Raw genomic sequence first — 13,294 nt, forward strand, 5'->3', positions numbered from 1 at the left:
TCGTTCACTTCAGCCGTTCTGGGCCGGGTCAGGCGGCCCCAGTGGGAGGTACCGAAAAAAATGAATGCAATAATGCGGCGTGCGCTCACCGGTGCAATGGCGCTTTCTCTTGCGGCGCCATTGGCGGCCTGCGGTCAAGATCACCAGGACGCGGGTGCCGGCAAGGACTCCATCGGTCTGCTCCTCCCGGAGAACAAGGCGGACCGTTACGAGAAGTTCGACCGCCGCATCATTACGTCGCGGGTGGCCTCCCTCTGCCTCGAATGCAAAGTGGATTACAGCAACGCCGAGCAGCAAGTCAGCACCCAGAAAAGGCAGTTCGACGCTCTGGTGAAGAAGGGTGTCAAGGTCATCATCCTTGACCCGGTCGACTCCCAGGCGGCCAAGAGCTGGGTGGACGCGGCCGCCAAGAAGGGCGTCAAGGTCATCGCCTACGACCGGCTCGCCGAGGGTGACGTCGCGGCGTACGTCTCCTACGACAACGAGAAGATCGGCCGGCTCCAGGGGCAGGGCATTCTCGACGCTCTCGGGTCGCAGGCGGCCAACTCCGACATCGTCATGATGAACGGCTCGCCGACCGACCCGAATGCGCCGGCCTACAAGAAGGGCGCGCATGACGTCCTCGACGGCAAGATCCACAAGATCGTTTATGAGAAGGACATCCCCGACTGGTCCGCGGTGACCGCCAAGAAGAAGATGTCCGACGTCATCAAGGCGCGCGGCGCGCAGGGATTCGACGCGGTCTACTCCGCCAACGACGGTATGGCCGGCGGTATCGCCGAGGCACTCAAGTCGGCGGGCCTCAAGAACATTCCGCTCGGTGGCCAGGATGCCGAACTCCCCGCCCTCCAGCGCGTGGTCGCCGGCACCCAGTCCTTCACCATTTACAAGGAAGTACGGCCGGAAGCCGAAACGGCCGCAGAAATCGCGTTCCGGCTGCTCCGCGGCAAGAAGATCAACTCACTGACCTCCACCGTCGTGACCAGCAGCAGCAAGGCGGGCATTCCGGCCCGGCTGTTCAAGGCGCAGCTCGTCGACCGGAAGAATGTGAAGGACACCGTCGTCCGCGACGGCGTGGTCCGGGTCGATCTGCTCTGCGCCGACATCGACTCGGCCTGCAAGTCGCTCGGCCTGGAGTGACCCCGCCGCAGCCCGGATGACCGGGACGGCCATGCTCCGCGCCGGCGGCCCGGAGCATGGCCGTCCGGCGGACCGTCAGGACGGCCACGCGGCTTCTCCCACCGGCTGCTCCGCCGCCCGCCCCAGCCACGCGTACGCGGCCCGTGCGGTGAAGTCCCGCTGGCCGCCCCGGAACAGCAGCCCGGCGCCCGCGAAGCCCGGGTCGTCGGCCGTGCCGCGTACGTACGGGACCGCGATGCACCGCATCCCGGCCCGGGTGGCCGCGAGCGCACCGGGCGCCGCGTCCTCCAGCACCACACACTCGGCGGGCGCGACCCCCAGCCGGCGCGCCGCCTCCAGGAACACATCGGGTTCCGGCTTGCCGCGCGCCACCTCCTCCGCCGACACGACCGTCGGCAGCAGCCCGTCGAGACCCGTCCCCACCAGCACCGCCTCGATCGCGGCCCGCGAGGAACCGGACGCCACCGCCATCGGATGCCCGGCCGCCGACAGCCGCCGGACCAAGCGGCGCATCTCCGGAAAGACCTCGGTGTGCGCCCGCGCCAGCTCCAGATAGAGCCGGTTCTTGCCCGCGAGCAGCTCGTCAACGGGCGCGTCGATCCCGAACTCCGCGCTGAGGATCTCCAGCGTCTCCCGCGTCCCGATGCCGATGAAGCGGGCGTGCTGCTCCCAGCTGAAGTCCGGTACGCCGTAGTCGGCCAGCAGCCGGCGTCCCGCCTCGTAGTAGTTCGGCTCGCTGTCCACCAGCGTGCCGTCGAGATCGAAGATCACCGGGGTGGGCGTGACCGGGGAGGCGGGGGAGGCGCTCATGCCCTCCAGCATGCCAAGACGCCCCCGGCCCGGACCGCCGAGCGCCGGGTCGGTTCACCGCCGCCGCCGAACCAGTTCATCGCCGTCCCGGCTCACCGCCCGTCCCGGCTCATCGCCGCCGTGCGGCCCCGCCCACGTCCTCGACCAACGGCAGCATCCGGTGCGGCACCCGCTCGCGCAGCGCCATCTCGGTCCGCGTACGGACCACCCCCGGCAGGCTGATCAGCCGCTGGATCACGTCCTCCAGATGCGCCGCGTCCCGGGCCACCACCCGGGTGAGCAGATCTCCGCCGCCGGTCGTCGAGAACGCCTCGATGATCTGCGGCACCTCCGCGAGGGCGTCGGCCACCTCCTCCAGGTGGCCCTGGGTGACCTCGATGTGCACGAAGGCGAGCAGCGGATGGCCGAGCGCGGCGGGCGACAGCCGCGGCCCGTACGCCGTGATCACCCCGTCCCGCTCCAGCCGGTCCAGCCGCGCCTGCACGGTGCCCCGGGCCACGCCGAGCAGCCGGGCGTACTCCCGCACGCTGGTGCGCGGCTGCTCCAGCAGCAGCCGGAGGATCTTGGCGTCCAGGGCGTCCACGGGCACGGTCCACGGCCTCCTCACGGTCGGCGGACTCTGCCGGTGAATGTACCAATGGCCCAGCCCCGGGGCCGTCGGGGCGAACCGGCAGCCGGGCCGGCGCCCCGCCCCGGCAGGGCACCGGCCAGCGTGGACATCCCGTGCGCCGCCCCGCGCGGCGTGGCCATTGGACCTCCTCCGAACCGGAATGACCGCCACCGTCTGGGCCAATGGCACAGCGATTTCGGCCCCTGTTGAGCCATTCGCCGGAGAGATGCTCTGATGGTGCGGTCGATGGCGCTGCGGATCCCGCGGCGCCTTTGTCATGCCGGACCGTCGAAGGGTGGGGAAGCAGTGCTGAAGAGGATGTTCGTGGCTCCGGACCCGGGGTGGCTGCGGTTGCGCAGCGCCGTCCGGGCCGTCCTCGGCATCGGCCTGGCGGTCGCCGTCTGCGGCCTGGCCGGGCATTCCCTGGTCGCCGCCGTCACCGGCGGGCTCGCCGCACTGCTGGCCCTCTTCACCGTCACCGACACCACGGTCCGCGGCCAGGCCGTCACCACCCTCCTGCTGCCCGCCGTCGGCTTCCCCGTGCTCGCGGTCGCCGCGGGGCTGCACGACCTCCCACCGGCCCGGGACGCGGCCTTCCTCGCGGTCATGGGCCTGGGCGTCTACGCCCGCCGCTGGGGGCCGCGCGGCCACGCCCTCGGGGTGTTCGCGTTCATGATGTTCTTCGCGACGCAGTTCCTGCACACGGTGCCCGGCCAGCTCGTCGAGCTCTACGGCGCCGTCGCCCTGTCGATCGCGGTGTCCTCGGCCGTCCGGTTCGGGCTCTGGTGCTACGAGCGGAAGCTGCCGCCGGCCGCCGCGCCCGCACCGCCGACCGGGACGGGACTGGCCCGTACGACCACCCGCCAGGCGATCCAGGCGACCCTCGGCGGAGGCTTCGCCCTCCTGGCGGGCCAGGTGCTCTCCGACCAGCGCTGGTACTGGGCCGTCGGCGCCACCTGGTGGATCTTCGTGAACACCGCCTCCCGGGGCGAGACCCTGGTCCGCGGCTTCCGACGGGTCCTCGGCACCGTCCTCGGCATCGCCGCCGGAACGGTCGTGGCCCTCCCGCTGCACGGCGCCGCGGTCCCCTCCGTGGCCCTGATCGCCCTGTGCGTCTTCGGGATCTTCTACACCGCCCCGGTGTCGTACACCTGGATGATGTTCGCGGTGACGGTGATGGCCGGCCTGCTCTACGGGCTCCTCGGCGTCCTGACCCCGGACCTGCTCGCCCTGCGCCTCACCGAGACGGGCGTCGGCGCGCTCGGCGCGGCGCTGGCCGTCCTGTTCGTCCTGCCGGTGACCACGCACGCCACCACGGACGCCTGGATCGAGCGCGCCCTGCGCTGTGTGCACGCCTGCGCCACCGAGGCCGCCGCCCGGCTCGCCGGCTCGAAGACCGCCGACCCCACCCCGCGGATCGCCGAACTGGAACTGCTGCTCGGCCGGGTCCGGCTCTCCCTCGCCCCGCTCGTACACCCGCTGAGCCCGCTGCGCGGCCGCAAGGAGAAGGCGCGCCGGGTGCTGGCGCTGCTCGACGACTGCGCCCGGGAGGTCCGCGGGCTCGCCTCGATCGCCGCGGACCCGGAGGCGTCGCACGACGACCGGCTGGCCGCCGCGTGCTGGCGGGTGGAGGCCGCCGTGGAGGCCCTCACCACACCGGGCCGGGCCCGCACCGCCACCGAGACCGGGACGGCCCCCGAGTTCACGGCACCCGGGCCCGCACTCGCCCACCTCCACGGCCTGGAACGCGCCCTGTCCGACCTGGCTGCTCCGTTGCGCAGCAACCGGCCCTCCCCGCTCGCCGGCGCCTGACCGTCCCGTAACGGTGGCGTCCGTACCGGCCGTGCGTGACCGGCGGCCTCTGTACCGGTGGTCTCCGTACTGGTGTGTCCGCCGTTCCCCGCGGTAAGGGATACGTAGGCCGGGTGCGGGCAGCGTCCCGGTGCGGAACGGGCCGGTGGGCGAAGGGCGGAGCAGTGAGGGACGGGGCGGCGGACGAAGTGGGCGCCACGGCACAGCGGGCGGTGCCGGGGCGGCGGGCGTACATCGGGTCGTTCACCGCGAACGGCGGGCGCGGGATCACCACCGCGGCGGTCGACCCGGAGACGGGGGCGCTCACCGTGCTGCACTCCACCGACGCCCTCCCGAACCCCTCCTATCTGGTGCCGGACCCCGGCGGCCGGTGGCTGTACGCGGTCAGCGAGACCACCGACGGGGCCGCGGCCGCCTTCCTCCTCACGCCCGGCGGGCCCGAACTGCTCGGCCCCGCCGTCCCCGTCGGCGGCGCCGATCCGACCCATCTCACCCTGATGGCGGGCCGTCTGGTCACCGCCAACTACAGCTCCGGCAGCGTCAGTGCGCTCCCGGTGGGCGAGGACGGTTCGCTCGGCGCCACCGCCGGAGTGCTCGCCCACCACGGCAGCGGACCGCAGGCCGACCGCCAGGAGGGGCCGCACGCGCATGCCGTCGCCTCCGCGCCGGGCGGGCGGTGGCTGCTCAGCGTCGATCTGGGCACCGACTCCGTGCGGATCTGCGCGTTCGCCGACCCTGCCGGCGGGGCGCCGGCCGTGCACGACGAGGTGCCGCTCCGGCCCGGCAGCGGCCCGCGCCACCTCGCCTTCCACCCCCACGGCCACCACGTCTACGTCATCCACGAACTCGACCCCGCGGTGACGGTCTGCCGGTGGGACGGGGCGCGCGGGGCCCTGACGCCGCTGGGGGAGTGCCGGCTGCTGCCGGACGGGGTGGCGACGGCCGGAACGTACCCCTCCGGACTGGTCGTCTCTCCGGACGGACGGTTCGCCTGGGCCGCCAACCGGGGCCACGACAGCCTCTCCGTGCTCGCCCTCCACCCGACGGGCGGCGCGGCGACCCTGGTCACCACCGTGCCCTGCGGCGGCCACTGGCCGCGCGCCCTGGCCCTGCACCCCGACGGCCGGCACCTCTACGTGGCCAACGAGCGCTCCGGCGACGTCACCTGGTTCACCGTCGACCCGGTCAGCGGGGTCCCGGAGCGGGGCGGCGCGATCGAGGCGCCGGCGGCCTCCTGCGTCGTGTTCGTCTGACGGGTGACCAGAGCCTCACTCCCGCGGGAAGCGGCCGCCGAAATAGACCTGCGCCTCCGTGATCCGGCAGTTCCGCACCGTCTGCACCTCGACGTTGCGGTGGCGCTCACCGGTGGTCAGCTCGTACTCGTAGCGGACGTAGACCTGTTCGTCGTCGATCTCGACCGTGTCCAGGATCTCCTGGTGGCGCAGCCGGTCCGCCGTCGGGAAGCACACCTCCAGGAAGGTGGCCCGGTCGATGTGGTCGTCCTGGGGGCTGGTGAAGACGAAGTCGTCGGCGAGCAGCCGGTCGATGGCGTCGCGGTCCTGAGCGAGGTAGGCGGCGAAACCGGCTCGGACGATGTCGATGTTCGACATGGGCTTCCTTCGCGTACGGGTGAGCGGCCGCCGGAGGGGCCGTGTGCGGTCCTCTCGCGAGCGTACGGCTCCCCGGGGCATCCTGCCGCGCCCGCCGGGCTCCCGAGCCGTCTGACGGCCGTCTGCACCGTTCACGACATGAACCGGACCGCCGCCTTCCGCCCAGGAAGCGTGCCGCCCGCCCGGGAAGCATGCCGTCCCCCCTGGAAAGGGCGAAGGGCCGTCCCCGCACGGAGCGTGCGGGGACGGCCCTTCGCCGGTACGGATGCCGGTGGTTGCGTTCGGACGTGCGGTTTCCTAGCGGACCGGGACCCCCGGGGTCTGCGTCGGGAGGGTGATGCCCACCGATGCCGCGTAGTTGGAGAGCACCAGCCGGCCCACCGCGCCGTACGCGCCCAGGGACTCGGCCGCCGCGCAGCCCGCCTCCGCCGCGGCCGCCCCCACAAGGCCGTCGGCGATCTCCGGGCCGATCAGGTACGGAGCCAGCGCCAGCTGCTGCGAACCGGACTCGCGCAGCTGCTCGGCCGTACGGGAGATGGCGCCCTCCTCGTCCAGCGCGGCGGCCAGCACCGGCACCGCGAGCCGGGCGGACAGCAGCATGCCGGTGATCCCGGCGGCCTGCACGGCCTCCTCGCCGCCGACGGTGGCGAGGATGATGCCGTCCGCGGCCGTCGCGACCGTGAACAGCCGGGCCCGGTCGGCGCGCGCCAGACCGGCCTCGGAGAGCCGGACGTGCAGCGCCTCGGCGAGCAGCGGGTGCGGGCCGAGGACGTCGGTCAGCTCGGCGCCCGAGCCGCTGTTCATCATCGCCTGGCGTATCCGGCGCAGCAGCGCGCTGTCCGGGCCGGCCAGCAGCGGGACGACCACCGCGACCGGACCGGGGTCTTCCTGGCCGTCGGCGCTCTCCCGGGCCCTGCGCTCGGCGGCGGCCTGCGCCAGCACCGCTTCGAGCGACGGGAACTCGTCGTCGCCGCCGTCGACGTAGCCGATCCGGGCGTCCAGACCGGGCAGTTCGGAGCGGGCGATGCTGGAGACCTCCTCCGCCAGGCTGCGCGCGGCGGGGGAGGGGGCGCCGGGCACGGCCAGCACCAGGGCGGGTGCGCCCTCGGGTGCGGCGAGCGGCTCCGGCCTGCGGTGGCGGCCGGACTGCCGGGCGCGCGGCATGCGTACGGGCAGGCCGGGTGCGCCTCCCGGGCTCGGGGGTGCGGCGTCAAAATGGGGCGAGCCAGGTGCGGGCCCAGTGGGGGAACTCATGGCGCCGCATGCTAATGCCTCGGACCCCCCGTCCGCGGAGGGAGGGTTCGGTGCCGAGGTATCCGTCCCGATTTATCCCGCGCGTTGGTCGCGCTACCCCGGCGCAGGCCGTGTGATCTGCAACAACTTCCCATCGGTGGGGAGTTTCAGCCGGTCGCCGGCGAGCGCCGCGGCGAGGATCAGCGACCCGTCGAGCGGGGTCCCGGCGGCGGGCATCAGCGGGGTGTGGGGCAGCCGCTCGGCGAGCGCGGTGCGCAGCGGGGCCAGCAGCGGTTCGCCGAGGCCGAAAAGACCGCCGGTGCAGGCCACCGCGCGGCCGGCGCCCGGCGGGCAGACGGCGGCCGCGGCATCGGCGAGATGGCCGGCCGCGGCGTCCAGGATGCCCCGCGCCACCGCGTCGTCCGCCGCGGCGCACCGGCCGACCTCGGGCGCGAACGAGGCCAGCACGGCGGGCCGGTCGGGGCGCGGGTAGACCGCCCCGGGCAGCCCGGCGACCGGGCCGAACACCGCCTCCGCACGCGCCAGGAGGGCGGCCGAACCCCCGGGCCGGCCGTCGTACGCGCGCAGTGCGGCCTCCAGCCCGGCCCGGCCGATCCAGGCGCCGCTGCCGCAGTCGCCCAGCAGATGGCCCCAGCCGTCCGCCCGGCGCCAGCCCGCCTCCTCGGTCAGGTCGGTGCCGAGCGCGATCATGCCGGTGCCCGCGGCGACCACCGCACCGGGCCGCTGCCCGAGGGCCCCGGCGTACGCGGTCACGGCGTCGGCCGCGAGAACGAGCCCGCGCAGCCCGTACGCGGTGGCCAGCGCGCCGGGCAGCCGGGCGCGCAGCTCGTCGCCCAGGGAGGCCATACCGGCGGCGCCGACGCACCCGGCCGTGAATTCCCGCGCCCCCACCTCCTCGGCCAACTCCCCGGCCAGCGGCAGGAGTTGGGACAGCAGATGGTCCGCGTCGATGCCGGCGGGGCCGGTGCGTACCGGCTCGCGGGAGGTACGGACGGCCAGTGGCCGCGCCGCGGCGTCGTCGGCGCGGGCCACCGCGACCCGCAGCCCCGACCCGCCCGAGTCGACGCCGAGCACATGGCCGCCGGAGGCGTCAGCCAAGGCCCCGGGCGTCCTGCTTGAGGGCGGTGTCGACGGTGAGGGCCGTGGCGACGACGAGGCTCAGCAGCGGATCGGGCAGCTGCTGGTGGATCTGCAGCACGTAGTTGTCGGCGGTCGTGAACATCGTCTTGGCGAGGCCCTCCCAGGTCTTGGTGATCCGGGCGATCTCGGTGTCGGCGTGGTCCACGATGGCGAAGTTCCAGGCCCGCCAGTTCTCGGCCTTGATGGCGCCGATCTGCTGGCCGTTCACCATCAGCCCGAAGTTGATCTTGCCGATGGCGTTCTGCTGGACGATCTCGCCGACCGGCGAACCGTCCGGACGCTCCACGATGACCCGGGACTTGATGAGCTTCGCGGGCCGGGTCAGCACCAACTGCGGCTGGCCGTAGGCGTCCCGGATCTCCAGCTTGTGGGTCATGTACTGGTCGAGGCTGGAGACCACCCGCAGCACCTTCTTGGCCGTGCTCTGGCCGACCTGGACGACCGCGCCCAGGGTGTTGCCGTGCTGGTCGAAGACGCCGTACTCGTTGGTGACCTCGATGAGCTTGGCCTTCTGGTTGACCACCAGCACCGGCTCGGTGAACAGCGTCCCGCCGCCCTGGCCCGCCGGCGCCACCCCCGCCTGCTGCTGCACCTGCTGCGCCACACCGGCCCCGGCGTACGGGCCGGGCTGCTGTCCGGGCATCGGCTGCTGGCCGTACGGCTGCTGCATCGGCTGCCCGGGCATCGGCTGCCCCGGCATCGGCTGACCCTGGCCCTGCGGGCCGTGGCCGGGGTGCCCGTACGGGGCGCCGCCCTGCGGCTGGCCGGGGTACGGCGAGTGGCCCGGCACGGACTGCTGCGGCGCCTGCTGCGGAGCCATCTGCTGCTGCGCGGGCTGGTGCTGCGCGGGCTGCTGGGCGGCCGGCTGGGGCTGCTGCCCGGCGGCCTGCTGGGCCGGCGCGTACTGCTGCTGCGGCTGCTGGGGGCCGGGCTGCGCGGTCCGGTCCGGGGCGGCCGGCTGTTGTCCCGGGTGGGTGTGCGCCGTCCACTGGGACCCGTCCCACCAGCGGAGTTGGTGGGGGGTGCCCTGCGGGTCGGGGTACCAACCCGCAGGGATGTTCGCATTCGTCATGCCCGGCACACTATCGCCCGGCGTCAGGGCAGCCTCCAGTCGACGGGCTCCGCGCCCTGCCGGACCAACAGGTCGTTCGCCCGGCTGAACGGCCGGGAGCCGAAGAAGCCCCGGTCCGCGGACATCGGGGACGGGTGCGCGGACTCGACGGCCGGCAGGTCGCCCAGCAGCGGCCGCAGATTCCGCGCGTCGCGCCCCCACAGGACCGACACCAGCGGACGGCCGCGGGCCACCAGCGCGCGGATCGCCTGCTCGGTGACCTCTTCCCAGCCCTTGCCGCGGTGCGCGGCGGGCTTGCGCGGCGCGGTCGTCAGCGCTCTGTTCAGCAGCAGGACACCCTGCCGCGTCCAGGGCGTCAGATCGCCGTTCGACGGCCGGGGGAGGCCGAGGTCCGAGTGCAGCTCGCGGAAGATGTTCTCCAGGCTCCCGGGCAGCGGACGGACGTCCGGCGCCACCGAGAAGCTGAGCCCGACCGCATGCCCCGGGGTGGGGTAGGGGTCCTGTCCGACGATGAGCACCCGCACCTCGTCGAACGGCTGCTGGAAGGCGCGCAGCACGTTGTTGCCGGCCGGCAGATAGGTACGTCCCTGGGCGATCTCCGCCCGCAGGAAGTCGCCCATCGCGGCGATCCGGTCGGCGACGGGCTCCAGCGCTTTGGCCCAGCCGGGTTCGACGATGTCTTCAAGAGGTCGTGCAGCCACGGGGTCACCCTACTGGCCGAAGCGCCTTCCCCTTCAATTCGCCGTCCCTCGACGAACCGGGCCCGGCCGGACGCGCACGGGCCCCACCTGGAGCGGCCCAACCACCGTACGCTGCCGGGCCGTTCCGCCTTCTTGCCCGCACGACGCGTCACCTGCTTTCCCTCCTGCTCAGGCCACCGCCGCCGCCCGGACGCACAGCACGTCCGGCAGATGGGAGGCGAGCTGCTGCCAGCTGTCGCCGTCGTCCGCGCTGGCGTACACCTCGCCGTTGCGATTGCCGAAATACACCCCCGCGGGGTCGGCGTCGTCGACGGAGAGGGCGTCGCGCAGCACCGTGCCGTAGTGGTCCTCCTCGGGGAGGCCGTGGCTCAGTGCCTCCCAGCTGCGGCCGGCGTCGGACGTGCGGTAGACCCGGCAGCGGTGCTCCGCGGGCACCCGGTCGATGTCGGCCGTGATGGGGAAGAGGTAGGCGACATCGCCGCGGTGCGGATGCGCGGCCACCGCGAAGCCGAAGTCGGAGGGCAGGCCGGCGCCGATGTCCGTCCACCGCGCGCCCGCGTCGTCGCTGCGGTAGACGCCCCAGTGGTTCTGCAGATAGAGCCGGTCACGGTCGACCGGGTCCTGGGCGATCTTGTGGACGCACTGGCCGAACTCCGGATGCTGGTCAGGCAGGAAGACCGCCTTGACGCCCTTGTTGGACGGCGCCCAGCCGGCGCCGCCGTCCAGGGTGCGGAACACCCCGGCCGTGGAGACCGCGACGGTGACCGCGGCGGGGTCCCGCGGGTCGGTGATCACCGTGTGGACCGCCAGCCCGCCGCCGCCCGGTACCCACTGCTCGCGGCTCGGGTGCTCCCACAGCGCCCGGACCAGCTCGAAGGTCTCGCCGCAGTCCTCGGAGCGGAACAGCCCGCCGGGCTCGGTGCCCGCATACACCACGTCCGGGGCGGCCGGGCCCGCCGGATGCAGCTGCCACACCCGCTCCAGCGAAGTCCCGGTGTCGCTCGGGTACTTGACCGCGGGGCGGGCGGGCTCCTGCCAGCTCTCGCCCAGATCGTCGGAGTGGAACACCGACGGGCCCCAGTGGGCGCTATCGGCACCGGCCAGCAGCCGGGGTGTCGCACGGCGGGTGTCGATCCCGAGGGAATAGACCGCCTGCGAGGGAAAATGCGGACCGCTCACCTCCCATGCGCCGCGCCGTCGCCGGCCGATGAAGAGCCCTTTGCGGGTGCCCACCGCGAGTAGTACGTCAGTCATGACCCGAACCTCCGGGACGCCGTTGTCTCAGATGGTGGCAAGTCTGCACCCGACCACTGACAACGGCGTCCCGGAACGCATGCGCGCAGGTCGGACGGCATGCGACGGCGCGCCGCACGGCCGTCCCCGACGGTGACCGACGGCCTGCCGGACACCGTCCCGCGAGGCGCCGGGCCGGCTCAGACGGCGCGGTGGTACGCCTGCGGCGCCCGGACCTCGGCGCCCAGCTCCCGCGCCGCGTGCTGCGCGAAGCTGGGGGAGCGCAGCAGCTCCCGGCCGAGCAGCACGGCGTCCGCCTGGCCGGCCGCGATGATCTTCTCGGCCTGCCGCGCCTCGGTGATCAGCCCGACCGTGCCCACCGCCAGGCCGGTCTCCTTCTTGACGCGCTCGGCGAACGGCACCTGGTAGCCCGGACCGGCGGTGATCCTGGCGTCCGGGGCGTTGCCGCCGGTGGAGGTGTCCAGCAGGTCGACGCCGTGTTCCTGGAGGTCCCGGGCGAAGCGCACGGTGTCGTCGGCGGTCCAGCCCGTGCGGTCGTCGCTCGCGTCCTCGGTGAGCCAGTCGGTCGCCGAGATCCGGAAGAAGACCGGCAGCTCGTCGGGCCACTCGGCCCGCACGGCGTCCACGACCTCCAGCGCGAACCGCGTCCGGTTCTCGTACGAGCCGCCGTAGGCGTCGGTGCGCCGGTTGGTGAACGGCGAGAGGAACTGGTTGATCAGGTAGCCGTGCGCCCCGTGGATCTCGGCCACCTCGAAGCCGGCCGCCAGGGCCCGGCGCGCGGTCGCCCCGAACTGCCCGACCAGTTCGTGGATCTGCGCCACGGACAGTTCCGCCGGCGTGGCGAACCCCTCGTCGAACGGCAGCGGGCTCGGCCCCACCGGCTCCCAGCCGAGCCGCTGGCCGGGCAGGATCGGACCGCCGCGGTTGACCCAGGTGCGCTCGGTGGACGCCTTCCGTCCGGCGTGCGCGATCTGGATTCCGGGGGTGGTGCCCTGGGCCTTGAGGAAGGCGGTGATGCGCCGGAAGGCCGCGGTCTGGGTGTCGTTCCACAGTCCGAGGTCGTACGGGCTGATCCGGCCGTCGGGGCGCACCGCGGTCGCCTCCGTGAGGATCAGCCCGGTGCCGCCGGTCGCCCGCGCGGCCAGGTGCTGGAAGTGCCAGTCGTTGGGCGCCCCTTCCCCGGGGCCCTCGGGAGCCGCGGAGTACTGGCACATGGGCGCCATCCAGAGGCGGTTCGGGATGGTCAGCGAGCGAAGGGTGAGGGGCTCGAACAGTGCGCTCACGGCGGGCTCCTGTGCCTGGGTGTGCCGGGAAGGACGGGAGCCGGACCGGCTCCGTGCTCGTACGATAACCGCCGTACTACGGCAGGTGTCAAACTACGACGCTTCTCGTACAATGAGCCTGCGGACCGGGCGCCAGGTCCCCGGAACCCGTCAGCGCGGGCCCGCAGACCCCACAGGAGCCGTCATGCCGACCGATACGACTTCCCCGGGTGCCGTACCGGGATCGCGCACGCTCGCGCACCCGGCCCGCGAGGAGATCCGGCTCGCCGACGTCCTGCACGCCCTCGCCGACCCCATGCGCCTGCGGATCGTCTGTACGCTCGCCGCCGCCGAGGGTGAACTGAACTGCGCGGACATCGAGCTCCCGGTCAGCAAGTCGACCTGTACGCACCACTTCCGGGTGCTGCGGGAACACGGCGTGATCCAGCAGTTCTACCGGGGTACGGCCAAGATGAACCGGCTGCGCGCGGCCGACCTGGAAGCGCTCTTCCCCGGCCTGATCGACGACGTCCTGCGGGCGGCCGACCTCCAGTCCCGCCGGCTCGGGGACCGGTAGGTCCACCGGCGGTGGCGCATCTCCGCTGCGCCGTCCCGCGCCGCCCCGCCCC

Annotated in this window: 13 protein-coding genes; 4 read left to right on the forward strand and 9 right to left on the reverse strand. The window is 73.5% G+C overall.

The window, feature by feature from the left end; translation table 11 throughout:
* Positions 1 to 60 precede the first annotated feature (60 nt).
* The gene (locus ACZ7MX_RS19155; RefSeq protein ID WP_472133588.1) at positions 61 to 1,140 is read left to right on the forward strand and encodes a sugar ABC transporter substrate-binding protein; all 1,080 of its coding nucleotides are present in this window, start codon (positions 61 to 63) and stop codon (positions 1,138 to 1,140) included.
* A 75-nt stretch (positions 1,141 to 1,215) separates the two neighbouring features.
* Here ACZ7MX_RS19155 and ACZ7MX_RS19160 read toward each other — a convergent pair whose 3' ends face one another.
* On the reverse strand, positions 1,216 to 1,950 hold the full coding sequence (locus ACZ7MX_RS19160) for an HAD family hydrolase (RefSeq protein ID WP_472133590.1): 735 nt from the start codon (positions 1,948 to 1,950) through the stop codon (positions 1,216 to 1,218).
* A gap of 109 nt (positions 1,951 to 2,059) precedes the next feature.
* A complete protein-coding gene (locus tag ACZ7MX_RS19165) occupies positions 2,060 to 2,539 on the reverse strand; it encodes an Lrp/AsnC family transcriptional regulator (protein ID WP_030416418.1) in 480 nt (159 codons plus the stop codon).
* A gap of 327 nt (positions 2,540 to 2,866) precedes the next feature.
* Here ACZ7MX_RS19165 and ACZ7MX_RS19170 point away from each other — a divergent pair, with 327 nt between their 5' ends.
* Positions 2,867 to 4,372, forward strand: a complete 1,506-nt coding sequence (locus ACZ7MX_RS19170; protein ID WP_472133592.1) for an FUSC family protein — start codon at positions 2,867 to 2,869, stop codon at positions 4,370 to 4,372.
* Between the two features lie 164 nt (positions 4,373 to 4,536).
* On the forward strand, positions 4,537 to 5,625 hold the full coding sequence (locus ACZ7MX_RS19175; RefSeq protein WP_472133594.1) for a lactonase family protein: 1,089 nt from the start codon (positions 4,537 to 4,539) through the stop codon (positions 5,623 to 5,625).
* A 15-nt stretch (positions 5,626 to 5,640) separates the two neighbouring features.
* Here ACZ7MX_RS19175 and ACZ7MX_RS19180 read toward each other — a convergent pair whose 3' ends face one another.
* From ACZ7MX_RS19180 to ACZ7MX_RS19210, 7 genes are all read right to left on the reverse strand, one after another.
* Complete coding sequence (locus tag ACZ7MX_RS19180) at positions 5,641 to 5,982, reverse strand: nuclear transport factor 2 family protein (RefSeq protein WP_472133596.1); 342 nt, start codon at positions 5,980 to 5,982, stop codon at positions 5,641 to 5,643.
* A 297-nt stretch (positions 5,983 to 6,279) separates the two neighbouring features.
* Positions 6,280 to 7,236, reverse strand: a complete 957-nt coding sequence (locus tag ACZ7MX_RS19185) for a sirohydrochlorin chelatase (protein ID WP_472133598.1) — start codon at positions 7,234 to 7,236, stop codon at positions 6,280 to 6,282.
* A gap of 93 nt (positions 7,237 to 7,329) precedes the next feature.
* On the reverse strand, positions 7,330 to 8,334 hold the full coding sequence (locus ACZ7MX_RS19190; RefSeq protein WP_472133600.1) for an N-acetylglucosamine kinase: 1,005 nt from the start codon (positions 8,332 to 8,334) through the stop codon (positions 7,330 to 7,332).
* Complete coding sequence (locus ACZ7MX_RS19195; protein ID WP_472133602.1) at positions 8,327 to 9,448, reverse strand: LURP-one-related family protein; 1,122 nt, start codon at positions 9,446 to 9,448, stop codon at positions 8,327 to 8,329. The genes ACZ7MX_RS19190 and ACZ7MX_RS19195 overlap by 8 nt, the downstream gene beginning before the upstream one ends.
* 23 nt (positions 9,449 to 9,471) lie before the next feature.
* Positions 9,472 to 10,149, reverse strand: a complete 678-nt coding sequence (locus ACZ7MX_RS19200) for a uracil-DNA glycosylase (RefSeq protein WP_472133604.1) — start codon at positions 10,147 to 10,149, stop codon at positions 9,472 to 9,474.
* Between the two features lie 168 nt (positions 10,150 to 10,317).
* Positions 10,318 to 11,403 (reverse strand): WD40/YVTN/BNR-like repeat-containing protein, encoded by a 1,086-nt coding sequence (locus ACZ7MX_RS19205; RefSeq protein ID WP_472133606.1) that lies wholly within the window; start codon positions 11,401 to 11,403, stop codon positions 10,318 to 10,320.
* Positions 11,404 to 11,582: 179 nt separating this feature from the next.
* The gene (locus ACZ7MX_RS19210; protein WP_472133609.1) at positions 11,583 to 12,686 is read right to left on the reverse strand and encodes an NADH:flavin oxidoreductase/NADH oxidase; all 1,104 of its coding nucleotides are present in this window, start codon (positions 12,684 to 12,686) and stop codon (positions 11,583 to 11,585) included.
* Positions 12,687 to 12,870: 184 nt separating this feature from the next.
* Here ACZ7MX_RS19210 and ACZ7MX_RS19215 point away from each other — a divergent pair, with 184 nt between their 5' ends.
* Entirely contained in the window at positions 12,871 to 13,242 is a 372-nt protein-coding gene (locus ACZ7MX_RS19215; RefSeq protein ID WP_472133611.1) for an ArsR/SmtB family transcription factor, read from the forward strand.
* Positions 13,243 to 13,294: the final 52 nt, after the last annotated feature.

The sequence above is a fragment of the Streptomyces sp. NPDC107765 genome, assembly GCF_055657085.1.